Origin of the sequence: Mitsuaria sp. GD03876 (genome assembly GCF_029840635.1) — a bacterium.
Classification (GTDB): Bacteria; Pseudomonadota; Gammaproteobacteria; order Burkholderiales; family Burkholderiaceae_C; genus Roseateles.
On sequence record NZ_JAOCCU010000020.1, the window covers coordinates 23,437 to 39,759 of the forward strand.

Annotated in this window: 12 protein-coding genes; 6 read left to right on the plus strand and 6 right to left on the minus strand. The window is 71.4% G+C overall.

The window, feature by feature from the left end; all coding sequences use genetic code 11:
- Positions 1-105: 105 nt before the first annotated feature.
- Together N5D62_RS14180 and N5D62_RS14185 are read left to right on the plus strand one after the other, a co-directional pair.
- A complete protein-coding gene (locus N5D62_RS14180) occupies positions 106-1,035 on the plus strand; it encodes a DUF2167 domain-containing protein (RefSeq protein WP_279758481.1) in 930 nt (309 codons plus the stop codon).
- A 4-nt stretch (positions 1,036-1,039) separates the two neighbouring features.
- Positions 1,040-1,780, plus strand: coding sequence for a site-2 protease family protein (locus N5D62_RS14185; protein ID WP_279758482.1), 741 nt, complete (start codon positions 1,040-1,042; stop codon positions 1,778-1,780).
- A 64-nt stretch (positions 1,781-1,844) separates the two neighbouring features.
- Here N5D62_RS14185 and N5D62_RS14190 read toward each other — a convergent pair whose 3' ends face one another.
- Positions 1,845-2,333 (minus strand): hypothetical protein, encoded by a 489-nt coding sequence (locus N5D62_RS14190; protein ID WP_279758483.1) that lies wholly within the window; start codon positions 2,331-2,333, stop codon positions 1,845-1,847.
- Positions 2,334-2,430: 97 nt separating this feature from the next.
- On the minus strand, positions 2,431-4,077 hold the full coding sequence (locus N5D62_RS14195; RefSeq protein WP_279758484.1) for a CYTH domain-containing protein: 1,647 nt from the start codon (positions 4,075-4,077) through the stop codon (positions 2,431-2,433).
- Between the two features lie 212 nt (positions 4,078-4,289).
- Here N5D62_RS14195 and N5D62_RS14200 point away from each other — a divergent pair, with 212 nt between their 5' ends.
- Entirely contained in the window at positions 4,290-4,934 is a 645-nt protein-coding gene (locus N5D62_RS14200) for a hypothetical protein (RefSeq protein ID WP_279758485.1), read from the plus strand.
- Positions 4,935-5,113: 179 nt separating this feature from the next.
- Here N5D62_RS14200 and N5D62_RS14205 read toward each other — a convergent pair whose 3' ends face one another.
- From N5D62_RS14205 to N5D62_RS14220, 4 genes are all read right to left on the minus strand, one after another.
- The gene (locus N5D62_RS14205; protein ID WP_279758486.1) at positions 5,114-6,985 is read right to left on the minus strand and encodes an alkaline phosphatase D family protein; all 1,872 of its coding nucleotides are present in this window, start codon (positions 6,983-6,985) and stop codon (positions 5,114-5,116) included.
- Positions 6,982-11,196 (minus strand): alpha/beta fold hydrolase, encoded by a 4,215-nt coding sequence (locus N5D62_RS14210; protein WP_279758487.1) that lies wholly within the window; start codon positions 11,194-11,196, stop codon positions 6,982-6,984. The genes N5D62_RS14205 and N5D62_RS14210 overlap by 4 nt, the downstream gene beginning before the upstream one ends.
- Positions 11,156-12,955, minus strand: coding sequence for a hybrid sensor histidine kinase/response regulator (locus N5D62_RS14215; protein WP_279758488.1), 1,800 nt, complete (start codon positions 12,953-12,955; stop codon positions 11,156-11,158). The genes N5D62_RS14210 and N5D62_RS14215 overlap by 41 nt, the downstream gene beginning before the upstream one ends.
- Before the next feature lie 442 nt (positions 12,956-13,397).
- Positions 13,398-13,976, minus strand: coding sequence for a phosphohydrolase (locus tag N5D62_RS14220; RefSeq protein ID WP_279758489.1), 579 nt, complete (start codon positions 13,974-13,976; stop codon positions 13,398-13,400).
- A 321-nt stretch (positions 13,977-14,297) separates the two neighbouring features.
- On the opposite strand from N5D62_RS14220, the gene N5D62_RS14225 reads away from it, so the two are divergent.
- The 3 genes from N5D62_RS14225 to N5D62_RS14235 all read left to right on the plus strand — a co-directional run bounded on the left by N5D62_RS14225 (position 14,298) and on the right by N5D62_RS14235 (position 16,196).
- Positions 14,298-14,837 carry a cytochrome b gene (locus N5D62_RS14225; protein WP_279758554.1) on the plus strand — a complete coding sequence of 180 codons (540 nt, stop codon included), beginning with the start codon at positions 14,298-14,300 and terminating at the stop codon, positions 14,835-14,837.
- A gap of 70 nt (positions 14,838-14,907) precedes the next feature.
- Positions 14,908-15,534: a YceI family protein gene (locus N5D62_RS14230; RefSeq protein WP_279758490.1), complete on the plus strand. Its 627-nt coding sequence runs from the start codon at positions 14,908-14,910 to the stop codon at positions 15,532-15,534.
- Between the two features lie 92 nt (positions 15,535-15,626).
- Positions 15,627-16,196 (plus strand): YceI family protein, encoded by a 570-nt coding sequence (locus tag N5D62_RS14235; RefSeq protein ID WP_279758555.1) that lies wholly within the window; start codon positions 15,627-15,629, stop codon positions 16,194-16,196.
- Positions 16,197-16,323: the final 127 nt, after the last annotated feature.

Below are 16,323 nucleotides of genomic sequence, written 5' to 3' on the forward strand. Positions count from 1 at the left end.
CCCCTGATGGGGGTGGTGCGGCTTTCTCGATTGGCGGGATCGATAGACTCGCACCCTTCGGCCCGTCAGAGGCCGGACCGCCACACCGTTTCGAGGGAGCCTCCCATGTCCGTTTTCCCCTTCGCCCGCCCGCTGCGGGTCCTGCTGGGCGCCCTGCTCGGCGCCCTGTCCATCGCCGCCTCGCCCGTGTCGGCCCAGGGCCAGGATGAATTCACCCAGGTCCTCGCCGCCGCCAAGGACGACATCGTCAAGGGCCCGCAGGACGTCAAGCTGTCCAGCCAGGCCGTGCTGCACCTGCCCGAAGGCAAGGTCTACGTGCCGCAGCCGCACGCGGCCAAGCTGATGCACGCGATGGGCAACCCCGGCGACTACAGCCACCTCGAAGGCGTGGTGTTCCCCCGCGGCGAGGGCGACTGGTTCGCGACGCTGCGCTTCGAGAAGTCGGGCTACATCAAGGACGACGACGCCAAGCACTGGGACGCCGCCGACATGCTCAAGAGCTTCAAGGAAGGCACCGAGGCCAGCAACGAGGAGCGCCGCAAGATGGGCGGCCGCGGGCTGGAGATCACCGGCTGGGCCCAGGAGCCGACCTACGCCGCCGAGACGCACCGCCTCGTGTGGGCGATGAAGTCCAAGGAAGTCGGCGCGCCCGCCGACGAGCCGCAGGGCGTCAACTACAACACCTACGCGCTGGGCCGCGAGGGCTACATGTCGCTGAACCTGGTCACCGGGCTGAACGACCTGCCCAAGTACAAGGCCGATGCCCAGCAACTGCTCGGCGCGCTCGAGTTCAACGACGGCAAGCGCTACGCCGACTTCAACAGCAGCACCGACAAGGTCGCCGAGTACGGCCTGGCCGCGCTGGTGCTGGGCGTCGGCGCGAAGAAGTTGGGCCTGCTCGCGGTGATCGGCGCGTTCTTCCTGAAGTTCGCCAAGATCATCCTGCTGGCGGTCGCCGGCCTGGGCGGCGTGGTGATGAAGCTGTTCGGCCGCAAGAAGCCGCAAGCCGATTCCGGCGAGGCCACCGGCACCTGATCCGATGATCAAGCTGCTGTTGCTGCTGCTGTCGGGCGCGAAGCTGGGCAAGCTGCTGTTCAGCGGCGGCACGATGCTGCTGTCGGTGCTGCTGTATGCGTGGGTCTTCGGCTGGCGCTACGCGGTGGGCTTCATCGCGCTGCTGTTCGTGCACGAGATGGGCCACTACATCGCCGCCCGGCAGAAGGGCCTGAACGTCGGCCTGCCGACCTTCATCCCCTTCGTGGGCGCGTGGATCGAGCTCAAGCAGATGCCCCACGACGCGCAGACCGAGGCCTATGTCGGCCTCGGCGGGCCGCTGCTGGGCACCGTCGGCGCGACGGTCTGCTACCTGCTCGCCCGCAGCTGGGACCTCGACTGGCTGCTGGCGGTGGCCTACGCCGGCTTCTTCCTGAACCTGTTCAACCTGATCCCGATGTCGCCGTTCGACGGCGGCCGCATCACCGCGGTGCTGTCGCCGCGGATCTGGTTCGCGGGAGTGCCGGTGCTGGTCGCGCTGTTCCTGTACCGGCCCAGCCCGATGCTGCTGCTGATCGCGCTGCTGGCCGGCCCGCAGCTGGTGAAGGCCTGGAAGTACCGCGCCGACAGCGAGGAAGGCCGCACCTACTACGCGGTGCCGACGCGGGTGAAGTGGGAGTACGCCGCGTACTACATCGGCCTGGCCGCCTTCCTGGCGGTGATGACGCACGACGTGCACGAGATGCTGGGCGCGGCGCGCCACGTCGGGGGCGGCGGCGCGGTCTGAGGCCGCTCGCCGACGGTCCGCCCGCAGGTCGGAAGGTCCGTCCGCCGACTGCCGGCCCGCGTCGTCAGGGCGAAGGCGGCGGGCGATAGAACATCGTCGTCGGCGTCTTGCCGCCCTGGGCGCTGGCCCAGCGGAAATGCGGGTACGCCGCCTGGTTGTCGACGACGACCATTTCGTCGTCGTTGACCCGGCGCACCACCAGGTAGACATGGTCCTCGCCGTGATGCGGCGACTCACCGCAGGTGCTGCCGATGTCGCCGGCGCGCTGGCCGCCGGGCGGCACCTCGATCCAGCCGCGCGCGAGCAGCGCCGCCGGCACGTCGATCGCCCAGAACAGCTCCGGCAGGTCGAAACCGGCGCCCTGCATCAGCAGCGACAGCGTGATCGCGCAGCCGTCGGCCGGCGCGGCCTCGCCGTCGCGGGTGAGCAGCCGGCGCGCGGCGAGCGCCTGGGCGGCGCGGAGTTGATCGGCGTCGAGCGCGTTCGCCAGCAGCGACGCGATCCGTTGGTGGTCCGAGCGATCGCCGGGACGGGAAAAGACTCTGAGGGACATGTCGACCTCGGGCTGACTTGAAGGTGGGATCGCGCCCGATCGCCTCGGCAGGAGACGGTGGGCGCGCGCCTCAGTGAAGCCAGTCGATCGACGCGCCTCAGTTCGACTGGTCGGCGGTCGACGCCTCGGCGGACGGGGTCGCCTCGGGGGTGGATTTGACGGGCTTGGCCGCCTTGACGGGTTTGGCCGCCTTGACGGCCTTCGCCTGCGGGACGGCCCCGACCGCCTTGGCCGCCTTCTCCAGCGCCTGCTTCTGGCGCGGCCGCAGCCAGCCCAGCGAGAACCCCGCGCGCGCCGCCGCCGGGACGTCGCCGCTGGCCATCGCCATCGCCAGCGCCTCGCGGGCTTCGGACAGGCCGACCTCCAGGTCGTTCAGCGCGCCCAGCTTCTGCGCCGCCTCGTGGATGCGGCCGAGCAGCTTGCCGCGGGCCTCGAGTTCCTTCTTCGACAGCCGCCGGCCGTCGGCGCCGCCGGGCACCGCGAAGGCCAGTTCCATCGCCAGCCGCAGCCGGCGCAAGCGCCGGCGCAGGTGATGGCGCCCTTCGCTATCGAGGCGCTCGAAGCGCTTGATCTGCTTGTCCGCGGCGGCATGCCAGTGGGCGATGCGCCGATGGATGGCCGCGAGGTCCTGCTCGTCCTCGGGCGCGTGTTCCGCGGCCGGCCGGGCGAGCCAGCCGATGAGCGCGAGCATCCAGCCCTGGACCTCGCGCGTGAGCAGCAGCCCGGCGACATCGATGGGCGACGGCGGCGCGTCGACCGCCGCAGCGGACGGACGCTCGGCGCGCCAGGCGGCGAGCATGGCCACGCGCCAGGAGGCCTCGGCCTGCGCGTCGGCATCGCGCGCCGGCGCGAGCCGCCGGGACAGCTGGCCGGCGCCCTCGGCCAGCGCGTGCAGGGCGACGTCGTCGTCCTCGGCCAGCAGGCGCAGGCCGGACCGCAGCCGACGCAGACCGACGCGCAGCTGATGCAGGTGCTCGGGCCGGTGCCGTCCGCTGGCGATCTGCGAGGCATTGCCGATGACCGGCTCCAGGCATTCGCGCAGCAGCACGTGCAGCGCGTCGTCGCGGGTCATGTCGCCGGTCCAGTGGATGCCGTGCGACTCGGCGACCGGCGCGCAGTCGAGGTTGCGCGCGAGCAGGTCGCCGCGCAGCGCCTTCGTGCGCAGCTCCAGCGACAGGCCGAAGCGCTCGACGGCCCATTGCCGCGCGACCTCGAGCACCGCGCGCGCCTGGCCGCTCTTGAGCTCGATCTCGAGTTCCGCGACCGGCGTCGAGCGCAGCGACTCGCCCTCGCCGGCGAGCAGCGCGCCGTGGTCGAGCGCCAGTTCGACCAGGCCGTGACGCGTGCGCAGCGGCCGGGTGAGGCGGGTGATGTCGGTGCGGAACAGCGCCTGCAGCGCATCCGCGGGCAGCGTGGCGAGCAGCTGCTGCAGCGCCTGCCCGGCGGGATGGTCCGCGTGCCGGGCGACATCGAGCGTCGGGGTGTCGGCGCCGAGCGGGACGTTGTGCTCCAGGCGGGTCATGCCGTCGGGCGCGGCGCCCTTGAGCGTCTGCACCCAGACCTCGCCTTCACGGCGAAGCCGCAGCGCGAAGCCGGCGCGCGCGAGGTCGCGCTCGGCGGTGTCGAAGTAGGCGGCCTGCAGGCGTTCCTCGGCGGCGGGGGACTTGGCCGTGCCCTCGACCCAGCGGCGCACCGCCGACCATTGCGATTCGGGGATCTGGAAGCGGAGCTCGATTTCGTTCATGGGGCAGTGTCGCATGTGAGGTTCAACAGCAAGTAGGGAGCCGCCAGCAGGTCGCGGTGAACACGGACCGAAACCTTACTTGTCGATGGTCTCCAGATTGCGACGAAGCACGCAAGCCCTGCTTGACCGACGGCAGGGTTGACGAGGCGCAAGGCGCGCAGGGAACCGAATCGGAAACATGACCGCCCTCCCATTTCCGAGGGCCTCCCGTCATGGGCATTTCCACGCTGGAGAGCGAGCCAGACCCCGAAGTCCGGTCCGCCGAAATCACCGAGATTCCTGTTGTCGATCATCTGGATGCTGTCGCCTCGATCCATCGGCGTCGACGCGTCGTGCGTAACGGTCAGCCGTGGGACATGAGCCACCTCGAACCGTTCGCCTTTCGCGTTGACCCGGGGCTGGGTTTCGACGTCGTCGTGGTCGTCTACTTTTCGAGCCACTGTTTCACGCGCTCTCTCAATTGGGACGGCAGGTCCCCGTCGTCGATTCCGTCCAGCGAGCTCTTCTTCGACGGGCAAGACACCCGCGTGCTTTGCGAGCAGCGCCATGCACTGTCGCTGAGTCATCTCCCTCGCTTGATTCGGGATCTACCGCGACGCGTGATCCGGTTCGCTCGCGACCTCCCTCAGAACTTCATCACCGTCGAACCCGTCGACGGAGAAGGCGGGGCGGCGCCTCGTCACTACGTGGTGTTCTTCGACATCAGCCGCGATCCGAAGCGCAAGCGACGCCTGCTGTTGAAGGTCCAATCGGCCTATCTCAAGGAATCGCTCGAGCCGCGCCTGATCAAGGGACGCAGGATCAGCCTCTCGACGCTGCTGAAAGCCGTTTGCATGCGACAACGGCTGAACAGTTGAGACGCGCGGTCACCTCAGAAAAACTGACGGCCACCCGAGGGTGGCCGTCGCACGCAAAGCTCTCTATCGCGTTGCCGCGAACTCCCATTCCAGCTGGGACCCGATCACTCGGGCGGCGCTACCTCTTTCACTTTGCAGAAGGGTAGGTCTTGGAGCGCGGAGTCTAGGCGCGCGTCCGTTCAACCGTCAAGATTGGCCGGCGACAACAACGCGTCCGGCGCATCGGCGGTTCGACCGGCCCGATCGAACCACAGCGCCACCTCGCCGCCCCGCGCACGCAGCACCGCGAAGCCGTCGCCCGGATGGTCCGTCCAGGCGCTGACGACGCATCGCAGCCGCCGTCCGTCCGGGCCGTCGAACTCGAACGCGTCCGGCGCGGCCAGCTCCTCCACCGCCGTGATCGCGAACGGGAACGGCGCGTACAGCGCCGAGCTGTGCACCGAGTGAATCCGCACCGGCGCCCGGTGCTCGCCGCCATCGCCGTCGCCGTCGCCGTCGACCGCGCTGATCTCCGCGCTCACCCAGCCCGAGCGATGCTCGTCGCCCGACAGGAACACCAGGCCCGACGCGCGCTGCCGCCACACCGCGCCCAGCAGTTCATGCAGGCTGTGCGGGTAACCGTCCCAGGCGTCCGAGCGCAGGCAACTCGCCGCGTGCTCGACGGTCGTGCGACGGCGCGGCAGCGGCAGCGATCCGCTCAGCACGAACCGCGGCCGGCCCGCCTCGCGCGCCAGCCACGCGTCGAAGGCGTCGCGCTGCGCCACCGACCACAGCCGCGCCGTCGACCAGTTGGCCACGCGGCGCGCCTCGCGCTCGCAGCGCGCGTCGGCGATGAAGAACGAAGCGCCGCGCCAGGTGAACTCGTGCCACAGCAGTCCCGGTCCGCCGATCCGCGCGCCCGCTTCCCAGCGGTGATCCCAGGCCGCCTGCCGCGCGACCTCGAACCAGGGGCCGTTGCCGTCGTGGCTCGCGCCCGGGCTCGGTTCCCAGTTGTCGACGATCTCGTGATCGTCCACGCCATGCACCACGCGGGCGACCGTCGGCGGCAGCAGCCGTGCCGGCCCGGCCTTGAACTCGCCGTAGCCGCGCGCGTAGCGCTCGAGGCCGCTGCGCGAATCGGCCAGGCCGCCGCTGGCGTCCGCGTAGATCTGGTCGCCGGCGAACAGCACCAGCGAACACGCCCGCCCGCGCGCCGTCGAGCGCGTGAAGCGATGCAGCCGCGCCAGCGACGCCAGGCCCGGCCCCGCCTGCGAGGCGTCGCGCTCCCAGCCCGGGCTGGTGTCGAGCATGCCCGGCGGGTACTGGCACGCGGCGAGCGCGAAGCACACGTCCGCCTCGCCCGCGGAGGCGGCCACCGCCTCGGCCTCGCCCGGCGAAGGCACGAAGCCATGCGCCCAGCGCGATGCCGGCAGGTCCAGCAGCTCCTCGAGCGCCCCCTCGACCTGCGCGTGCAGTTCCTCCTCGCCGAGCTCGTGCATCACGCCGCGATGCTCGCCCTCCATCGCCAGCGCGCGAGGCTCCAGGTACAGCGCCAGCAGCAGCAGGCCATGCATCGCGACGTCGGATTCCGGATCGGCATCGGCATCGGCGTCGGCATCGGCATCGGCATCGGCGTCGGCATCGGCATCGGCATCGGCATCGGCATCGGCATCGGCATCGGCATCGGCATCACCGTACTCGCGTTCTTGCTCGTTGCCTTCGCGGGGATGGTGACGAAGGTCGCCGCCGCCGGGTTCTCCTCCCTCGCGCGTCGCGGGCGGCGGAAACGCCTCCACCGCCTGCGAGACGCGCCACGGCGCGCCCGGCTGCCCGATCCCCGGCGGCACGAAGGCCTCGAGGCGCCAGGGCATCGACAGGCGCTCGTAGTCCCATCCGCCGCGCCACCGCATCGGCACCCACACCAGCCAGTGGGGCCAGCCGAGCTCCGGCCGCAGCGCCGACAGCAGCGGCACGCGGCCGTGCTCCGGCGCCGCGTGCTCGACGCGATGCCCCGGCGCTTCCGCGCTGACCAGCAACGCGTCCGGCGCGAGCCGTCGGATCCGCGCGTTCATGGCTGCACCTCCTCGGCCAGGAAGGCCAGCACATGCGGGAACACCTGCGTCGCGACGTGGCGCCCGATCAGGCAGTCCTGATGCCCATGCCCCGCGATCACCCGGTAGCGATAACGCCCCGGCGCGGCCTGGTCGTAGTAGTCCTTCAGCAGCTCGGCGCTGTCGGCGCTGCACAGGCCGTTGTCCTCGCCGTGCAGCGACAGCACCGGGAAGGCCTTCAGCAACGCCAGGCTCTTGGCCAGGCTGTCGAGGTAGACGCTCGCGCCCTGCCAGTCGGTGATCTCGTGGCAGCGCGCGAAGTGGATCGCCTGCGCCACCGTGTCCATGTTCAGCGGCCCGAAGTGGTCGTCGATGAAGTCGAACACCGGTTGGTCGACATTGCCGATCGCGAAGTCGCGGCCGTAGAGCAGGTCCATGCGATGCCGCGTCGCCGTCCACGGCGTGCGCCGCATCCGCCAGGGCGGCGGGTTCTCGATGTCGAATTCCGCGTCGGGGTACGGCAGGCTCGCCAGCAGCCGGTCCAGCAACCGGTCGACCAGCGTCGGCGTGCCGTCCGGCCGGAAGGCGTAGTCGCTCATCGGCAGGTAGGGCCGCAGGTACTGCATCAGCACGCCGCGCAGGCTGTTGGTCGGCGACATCACCATCAGCGGCGTCACCTGCGAGATCACCAGCTTCTCGATCCGGTCCTTGAGCAGCAGCCGCAGCGCGTGGAAGCGTTCCCAGGGCTGCTCGCGCGGCTCCAGCAGCGCCATGTGCAACATCACCGAGCCCATGCAATGCGCGAAGACGACCAGGCGCTCGCGGCCGGTCTCGCGCAGCACGCGGTCGACCGCCAGCGGCAGGTCGTTGAACGCCGCTTCCTCGAAGGTCCAGGGCAGCTTCGCCGTCGGCAGGCCGGCGCTGGTGCGCAGGTCCACGATCCAGACGTCGTAGCCCGCGTCCCACAGCAGCTTGGCCGGCCCGGGCCGCACCGAGTGATGCGCGAAGGTCGTGCCGCTGGCGCTGTAGCCGTGGACCATCAGCACCGGCGTGCCGCCCGGGCGCGCGTAGCGCGTCAGCCGGATCAGCACCGGTTCGTCGTCGTCCGGGCGCGCCGGGCGGTCGAGGTCCTGGCGCTGCGCGCCCGCGTCGCCCCAGCGGCCCGTGGCCATCTCGATCACCACCGGCTCGGGCAGGCCCGGCACCACGCCGGGCAGGCGCGAGATGCGCCGCGGCGGCGCCTCGTCGGGCTTGCGGAAGGTCCATGCATGCAGGCCGATCGTCATGCGCGCGATGTAGGCCATCAGCGCGCCGATGTCGCGCGCCGCCGAGGGGATGTCCCGCGCCTGGCGGATGCGCAGCAGCGGCAGCCGTTCCCGCGCGAGGTGATGCAGGTCCACCGTCAGCGTGATCTCGCGCGCGCCAGGCGGCGGCGACACGCCGGCCACCGGCGTCAGCACCATCCGGCTCAGCTGCGTCCACGGATTGCCGCGCCGCGTGTAGCTGATCCGCTTGCGGCCCTCGATCTCGCGGCCGCGCAGGCCGGCGGCCCAGTCGGGCAGGTCGACGTCCGGCGCGAGCCGCACGCGATACCGCATCAGGCGCGCCTCGCCCGCGTGGCCGGCCAGGTGCCAGGCATTCACCGCCCGCGCGCGCAGCCCGGCCGACGCCGCGCCCGGCGCCTTCGGCGGCGAGCGCCCGGCGGCCCAGTCGACCGCGCCCTGCCAGCAGTCGCGCACGCCGCGGTTGAGCGCCCAGGCCCACAAGCCGCGCGCATGGCGTCGCAGCGGGCCCGAGGCCTCGCGCTGGAACAGCGTCAACTCGCCCTCGGCCAGCGGCGCGGTGAACAGCGCGGCCTCGTCGCCGCGCTCCGCGTGCGGCCACAGCCGGCCGTCGCCTGGATTCGGGCCCACGACCTCGAAACGGCCGGGCCGCGTCTCGCGGGCCTCGAAGACCCGCAGCCGGCTGCCCGCCGCGACGACCAGGCGCCGCTCCGGTCCCGGCCGCAACAGCTCGCTCACTGCCTTGGGCCGGTAGACCACGCACAGCTCGAGGTACTTGAGCGGCGATCCCGGCGCTCCGTCCCAGCGCACGAAACCGCCGAGACGCTCACGGACCTCGATGACGGTGCCAGTTCCGGTATCCATACCCGCGACCGTGCCCGAGCCCGTGGTGGCGGTGGCGCTGGCGATGGTGCTGGTGCTGGCGGTGGTGGCGGTGGCGGTGGCGGTGGCGGTGGTGGCGCTGGCGGTGGTGGTGGTGGTACGAGTGCTGGTCGCAGTGGCTGCGCGGGTCGTGGGCGCATCGGCCGTCGTCGCGGCCCGTGCCTGGCGCGACAGGTCCCGGAACATCGGCCGCGCCGCTTCGCGCCGAAGCGTCACCGGCGACGGCGGGCCGAGGCGCCAGCCCGACGCCAGCCGGTCCAGCGCGCGTTGCGCCAGCGCGCTGATCGTCAGCGCCGGATTGATCGCGAGCGAGCCCGGCACGATCGCGCCGTCGAGCACGACCAGCCCCTCGTGCACCGCTTCGCCGTCGCCGGCGAAGACCTGGCCGATCGCGTTGACGACACCGTCGGTGCCGCGGTCGCCCATCGCGCAGCCGCCCAGCGGATGCACGCTGACCATCGGCCCGTGCGCGTCGTTGAGGAAGGCCATCTCCGGCGGCAGCAGCTGCCACAGCGGGTTGCGCAGCAGCCGCGCGCCCTGGGCGCGCAGGCGCCGCGACAACGCCTCGTGGCGGCGCGTCACCGCCGGCTCATCGCGCAATCCGGGCCAGTCCACCTGCAGCCCGCCGGCCTCCTCGAAGCCCTCGCGCCGCGTCAGGCGGCCGGTCCCGCTGTCATGCCCGATGACCGCGAGCGGCAACTGGCGCTCGGTCATCGACGGCCGGATCGCGAAGGGATCGTCGAAGTCGGCGCGTTCCTCGTGCGGCCCGGCGTTGGGCCGCGCCAGCGCGTCCAGCGTCGCCGACAGCGCGACGCTTTCCTCGAACAGCGGCCGCAGCGCCGCCGGCACGGCGAGGTCCTCGACGACATGGTCCGGCCCGGCGTCCAGCACCGCGGTGATCGTCGGCCCGACCTGCCGCGTCGCGGCGGGACGGTCCTCGTCGGCGACGGCGCGCACCGCCCGCGGCCATTCATGCCCGACCGCGATCACGTCGCCGTTGGCCGAGAACGCCTGGCCCAGCATCCGCGACACGGCCAGCCCGCGCTCGCGGGCGCGCATCAGGATCTCGGTCGAGCCCAGGCTCCCCGCGGCCAGGATCACGCGCCGCGCGAGGATCTCGAAGGGCTCGCCCTGGCGCTGGCGCAGCAGTTCGTCGGTGTGCTGGACCGCGACGCGCCAGCCGGCGCCGGGCACCGGCTCGAGCCATTCGACGCTCGCGCCGCAGACCAGCTCGGCGCCTTGCCGCCAGGCCTGCAGCAGCAGCCCGGTGTCGAGCGACTGCTTGGCCTCGTGGTTGCAGCCGGTCGCGCAGTCGCCGCAGGCGATGCAGGCCCGGTGCGCCCAGTCCGCCGCGCCGCGCGGCCGCCCGTCCATCGCGACCTGCAGCCGCGCCGCGCGGGTGCGCGTCGCGTCGAGCGCGCGCAGCGCCTCAAGCCGCCGCGCCTGGAAGCCGGGCAAGCGCAGCCGCTCGATCGTGTTGTCGCCGCCGTCGGCACCGTCGTCGCGCACGCCGAGCAGGCGCTCCGCGCGCTCGAACCACGGCGCCATGTCCTCGTCGAGGAAGTCCTTGGGCCAGCCCGGCGCGCGGAATACCGCCGGGTCGGGCCGCTCCATCACGCCCGCGTTGATCAGGGAGCCGCCGCCCAGCCCGTTGGCCAGCGCGACGCAGACATCGGGCCCGAGGCGCAGGTCGAAGAGCCCCTCGCGCCGGCCGCTGGGCGCGTCGGCGCCGGCGCGGGCGAGCCGCACGTGCCCGGGCAGGTCGGCGAAGCGGCTGGGGAAGGCGCCGGGCAGGTACTCGCGGCCGCGCTCGAGCACGACGACCTCGAGCCGCTCGCCGTCCTCGCCGCGCCGTCCGGCGAGCGCGTGCGCCGCCGCGGCGCCGCCGTAGCCGCTGCCCACGACCAGCACGTCCACCGCCTTCGCGCCGGGCGCGGGCGCGCCCAGCCGGCCGGCCATCCAGTCCTCGAGCGGTCGCGACAGCCAGCGCGTGCCCAGCGGGCGGGCCGGGCCGTCCGCGGGCGCGTCAGACCGGGCTGGCGGCTCCTCCACGAACGGGCGCGACATCGACAACCTCCCTGCGGTATTCGGCCAGCGCGGCCTGCATCGCGTTGATGAGCAGCTCCTCGGTGACGGGCTTGTGCAGCAACGTCAGCCCGGCCTCGTGCGCCTCGCGCAGCCGCTCGGGCGCGGTGTCGCCGCTGACGATCAGCGCCGGCAGGCCCGGGAACGCGCTGCGCAGCGAGCGCACGGCGCTGATGCCGTCCTCGCCGCCGCGCAGGCGGAAATCGGTCAGCAGCAGATCGGGCTGCTGACCCATGCTCTTGAGCAGGCCCTCGCGCGTGCTGCCGGCCAGCAGCACCTGGCAGCCATGCGCGCTCAGCAGCGCCTGCATCGCGACGCGGACCGGCTCCTCGTCGTCGATCACCAGCACCCGCATCGGCGGCAGCGCCGGCCCGCGTCCCGGCGTCGCGTCGGGACGCACCAGTGCGATGTCCGCCGCGGTCACGTGCAGCATGAAGCTCGAGCCATGGCCCGGCGCCGAGCGCAGCCCCAAGTGCAGGTCCAGCAGGTCCACCAGGCGCGTCACGATCGACAGCCCCAGGCCCAGGCCCTTGGCGCGGTCCCGCTCCGGATTCCCGACCTGGTAGAACTCCTCGAAGATCCGCTGCTGCTCGTGCTCCGGGATGCCCATGCCGGTGTCGCGCACCGACAGGCGCCAGACTTCCTCGTCCTGGCCGCGGTGGACCTCGATCGCGACCTCGCCGCGCATCGTGTACTTCAGCGCGTTGTCGATCAGGTTGCGGACCACGCGCTCCAGCAGCACCGGGTCGCTCTCGACGCAGGCCTCGGGCGGGCAGTCCAGCCGCAGCAGCAGGTGCTTGCGCATCGCCGCGGGCTGAAACTCCCGCTGCAGCCGCGCCAGCCAGGGCTGCAGCGCGAAGACCTGGTTGTTCACCGGCACGACGTTGGCGTCCAGCTTGGAGATGTCCAGCAGCGCGTCCATCTGCGACGACAGCGACTGCAGCGCCAGGTTCATCTGCGTGACGATGACGCGGCCCTCGTCGTCCATCGGCCGCTTGTCCAGCGCCGCGCCGAACAGCGACAGCGTGTGCATCGGCTGGCGCAGGTCGTGACTGGCGGACGCGAGGAAACGCGTCTTGGCCGCCATCGCCGATTCCGCCTGCGACAGCGCCTGGCGCAGTTGCTGGTTGCTCTTGACCTGCTGCAGCCGGATCAGCACCGACTCGGCGAAGACGCGGTAGGTGTCGCGCGCCAGGCCCATCAGGATCAGGCCGAAGAAGACGATCAGCGCCGACAGCACCCAGTCCAGCCAGCGGTGCTCGCCGCCCTGGTGGAACAGGCCCCAGGCCAGCGCGTTGGCGAGCGTCACCGGCCACAGGAAGACCTGCAGCACGGTGCGGTGCCCGGCGGTCGTCGCGACCGCGCCGGCGCACAGCCCCAGCAGCACGATGGTCTGCACCATCCGCTGGAAATCGCTCAGGTGGGGCGCCGCGACCAGCGACGCGCTGAAGACCAGCCCGTTGACCAGGCTCAGCCCGACGGCCCAGCGCATGCGCTGCTCCAGGGGGCGTTCGTGCATCTCGGGCAGCCGGCCCAGCACAGCCCAGCGCAGCGCCAGCACCAGGTACACGACCGCCAGCCAGCCGTAGGCCCAGGCGGGCGACATCACGTTGGCCGCCATCACCGCCATCGCCAGCGCGGCGATGCTCACCGGATACGGCACGCGCCGGCCCTGCTTGCCGATCAGGCGCAGCAGTTCGAGCTCGACGCTGGCCTGCTCGGGGCTGCGCTCACCCGCCATGACCGCCGCCATGACCGGAGGAGGCAGCGCCTGGCCGCTGCCGCGAGGGGAGATGCATGGGTGTGTAAGGCTTGTTCTGGGGCGGCAATATAGCTTGCCGATCCTCACCGCCCAAGGACCGCGGCCTAGGCGCGCCTGCCCATTGCGACGGGCCTGTCGCCGTGGCCGGCGCAAAGCGCAAAACCGGGTCCGCGAGTGCTACCGAATCGCTAAAAAGCGAAGCCCGGATAAAACTATGCCGACCACCGCCGCCCCATCGGGCTTTGGTAGGTCGGCATAGCACTCCTCCCCTTGATCACGACGCTGAGGTCCAGGCAGCGCGCGATCGGTGCCCAGTATGCAAAGCGGTCGCGGGGTCTGATATCCCCCTCAAGTGGGAGAGATGCGAAGTTCATGGAACCGTTTCGAAGATGCTCATGCGATTCGCGCTTCCCGCATCGCTTCAGGCGATGCGCAGCCGCTGCGGCGCATGGTCGTCGCGCAGCAGTTCCTCGAGCAGCGCGAGGTAGTACTCCAGCGGCGGCGTGCGCATGCCCGGCCGCTTGGCCAGGTCGTCCCAGCGGCGCAGCTGCAGCGCGGCGCTCGCGTGCGGGTGGGACATGAAGAGCAGCCGCTCCTCCGCGTTCATCGCCCCGCCCTGCAGGGCCAGGCTGTGCCGGGACGCGTCCGACAGCGCCGGCCCGTAGGCCGGGTCGGTGCTGACCAGGTAGCGCTTGGCCGCGACATGCAGCCGGATCGGCTCCAGCACGTCCGGCCCGAGCCCGCCGGCGCGCAGCAGCGGCAACGCGTGCAGCTCGTGCTGGTCGTCGCTCAGCGGGTCGGACGGGCTGCCGTCCATCAGCTGCCCGATGTCGTGCAGCAAGGCGGCGGCCACGAGGCTATGCTCCGCGTGCGCCCATTCGGCGAGTTGGGCGCATTGGAGCGCGTGCTCCAGCGCGGTGACGGGTTCCCGGCGCTCGTCGCCGTACTGCAGATGCCCGCGGCGTTGAAACACCGCCTCGATCTTGGCGATCAGGTCCATGGCGACTCCTTGACGTCGCTCCAGGGGTGGAGCGGTCGCAAGTCTCGACCGCGCCGATGACGGATCTATGAAGCGTCGCCGGGGTCTCGTTCAAATTGACTGAACAGTGGCCTCAGTTCGGATGAATCGACGGTGTACGGCGCACGCGGACACTTCGATCCATTCCGGACGCGCCGACGTCCCACCGCCCCAGGCCCTCCCAGGACGCGAGCCCCCATGACCACGATCGACGACAGCCCTCACGACCCCGACAGCGCGCCGACGCAGCCGGCCGACACGACGCCGGCCGAGGTGCCCGAGCCCGCGCCGGCGCCGCTGCCGATGCCCGCGGTCCGCACGCGCTACGACGGCGTGGCGATGCTGTTCCACTGGGTCCTGGCCCTGGCGATCATCGGCACCTTCTCGGTGGGCTGGTACATGGCCGACCTGCCGTTCTCGCTGACGCGGCTCAAGCTCTTCAACTGGCACAAGTGGGCCGGCGTGACCATCCTGGCGCTGTCGGCGCTGCGGCTGCTGTGGCGCCTGACGCATCGCCCGCCGGCAGACCTGCCCATGCCCGCCTGGCAAAAGCTGGGCGCGCACGCGGTGCACGGGCTGCTGTATGCCGCCTTCTTCGCGGTGCCGCTCAGTGGCTGGGCCTACAGCTCGGCCGCGGGTTTCCCGATCGTGTGGTTCGGCGTGCTGGCGCTGCCCGACTTCGTCGGCAAGGACAAGGCGCTGGCCGAATCGCTGAAGCAGGTCCACCAGTTTTTCGCCTACGGGCTCGGCCTGCTGGTGCTTGCCCACCTTGGCGCCGTGGTCAAGCACGTCGCGCTCGACAAGGACGGCCTGTTGCGACGCATGCTCCCGGGCCGCGGCTGAGCGGCGCGCCGCGCCGGCGACCTGGACAACACCTGACCCCCGTCGATTCCCCGATTCCGCAGAGGACCCCATGACCGCACGAGCCCTTTCCCTGTCGATCACCGCGCTGTCGGTGCTGAGCGCCGCGCTGATGCTGGCCGCGCCGGCGATGGCGCAGACCAAGCCGGCCGCCGCGCCCGCCGCCGCCGCGGCGCCCGCGACCAAGCTGGTGCCCGCGCAGAGCGACATCGCCTTCACCTTCCGCCAGATGGGCGTGCCGGTGGACGGCCACTTCAAGAAATTCGACGCCCAGCTGGCCTTCGATCCGAAGAACGCCGCCGCGGGCAAGGTGACGCTGTCGATCGAGCTGGGCAGCGCCACCATCGGCGACGCCGCCACCGACGCCGAGCTGGTGAAGCCGGAGTGGTTCGACACCAAGAAGATCCCGACCGCCACCTTCCAGAGCACGTCGATCAAGACGCTGGGCGGCGGCAAGTTCGAGGTCGCCGGCAAGCTGACCATCAAGGGCCAGGTGCGCGACGCCGTGGTGCCGGTGGCGCTGGCGCAGGCCGGCGGCACGACCACCGCCACCGGCGCCTTCGCGATGAAGCGCCTGGACTTCAAGATCGGCGAGGGCGAATGGAAGGACACCTCCATCGTCGCCAACGACGTGCAGGTCAAGTTCAAGCTGGCCATCGCCGGCATGGCGCCGCTGTAAGCCGGCCCGCCCTGCCGATCCCCACGAGTTTTTCCAACCGGTCCGGGTCCTCGCCCGGTGCCTTCCCTCACTGTTGACAGGACCCCACCATGATGAAGAAAGCCCTGCTGCTGGCCTCCCTGATCGCCGTCGCCGGCCTGGCCCAAGCCGAGTCCGCCACCTACGCGATCGACCCGACGCACACCTACGCGACCTTCGAGATGCGCCACTTCGGCACCTCGACCAACCGCGGCCGCTTCGACAAGAAGGAAGGTTCCGTGCAGCTGGACAAGGCGGCCAAGACCGGCAAGGTCGAGATCACCATCGACATGAACAGCATCGACACCGGCTTCTCCAAGTTCGACAGCCACCTGAAGAGCGCCGAGATCTTCGACGCCGCCAAGTTCCCGAGCGCCAAGTTCGTCAGCACCAAGTTCAACTTCGCCGGCGACAAGGTCGCCTCGATCGACGGCGACCTGACCCTCAAGGGCAAGACCGCGCCGGTCACGCTCAAGGCGGTGAACTTCAACTGCTACGACAACCCGATGCTCAAGCGCGAAGTCTGCGGCGGCGACTTCGAGACCACCTTCGACCGCACCCAGTTCGGCGCCGACTACGGTGTCCAGTACGGCTTCCCGAAGGACGTGAAGGTCGTCATCCAGGTCGAGGCGATCAAGCAGTAATCCCCCCGGGAATCCATCACGATTCCCCCGGAAGGCCCGCGAAAGCGGGCCTTTCCCATTGGGGCGGACCGCCGCGCGGGTGGCCCGCGAGCCCCGTTCGGTTCCCCGGCCTGTCGCGGGCCGATGC

Bases quoted from the DNA above. Each gene is read 5' to 3' on its own strand.
- N5D62_RS14180 (WP_279758481.1), top strand. From the start codon at position 106: ATGTCCGTTTTCCCCTTCGCCCGCCCGCTGCGGGTCCTGCTGGGCGCC.
- N5D62_RS14185 (WP_279758482.1), top strand. From the start codon at position 1,040: ATGATCAAGCTGCTGTTGCTGCTGCTGTCGGGCGCGAAGCTGGGCAAG.
- N5D62_RS14190 (WP_279758483.1), bottom strand. From the start codon at position 2,333: ATGTCCCTCAGAGTCTTTTCCCGTCCCGGCGATCGCTCGGACCACCAA.
- N5D62_RS14195 (WP_279758484.1), bottom strand. From the start codon at position 4,077: ATGAACGAAATCGAGCTCCGCTTCCAGATCCCCGAATCGCAATGGTCG.
- N5D62_RS14200 (WP_279758485.1), top strand. From the start codon at position 4,290: ATGGGCATTTCCACGCTGGAGAGCGAGCCAGACCCCGAAGTCCGGTCC.
- N5D62_RS14205 (WP_279758486.1), bottom strand. From the start codon at position 6,985: ATGAACGCGCGGATCCGACGGCTCGCGCCGGACGCGTTGCTGGTCAGC.
- N5D62_RS14210 (WP_279758487.1), bottom strand. From the start codon at position 11,196: ATGTCGCGCCCGTTCGTGGAGGAGCCGCCAGCCCGGTCTGACGCGCCC.
- N5D62_RS14215 (WP_279758488.1), bottom strand. From the start codon at position 12,955: ATGGCGGGTGAGCGCAGCCCCGAGCAGGCCAGCGTCGAGCTCGAACTG.
- N5D62_RS14220 (WP_279758489.1), bottom strand. From the start codon at position 13,976: ATGGACCTGATCGCCAAGATCGAGGCGGTGTTTCAACGCCGCGGGCAT.
- N5D62_RS14225 (WP_279758554.1), top strand. From the start codon at position 14,298: ATGCCCGCGGTCCGCACGCGCTACGACGGCGTGGCGATGCTGTTCCAC.
- N5D62_RS14230 (WP_279758490.1), top strand. From the start codon at position 14,908: ATGACCGCACGAGCCCTTTCCCTGTCGATCACCGCGCTGTCGGTGCTG.
- N5D62_RS14235 (WP_279758555.1), top strand. From the start codon at position 15,627: ATGAAGAAAGCCCTGCTGCTGGCCTCCCTGATCGCCGTCGCCGGCCTG.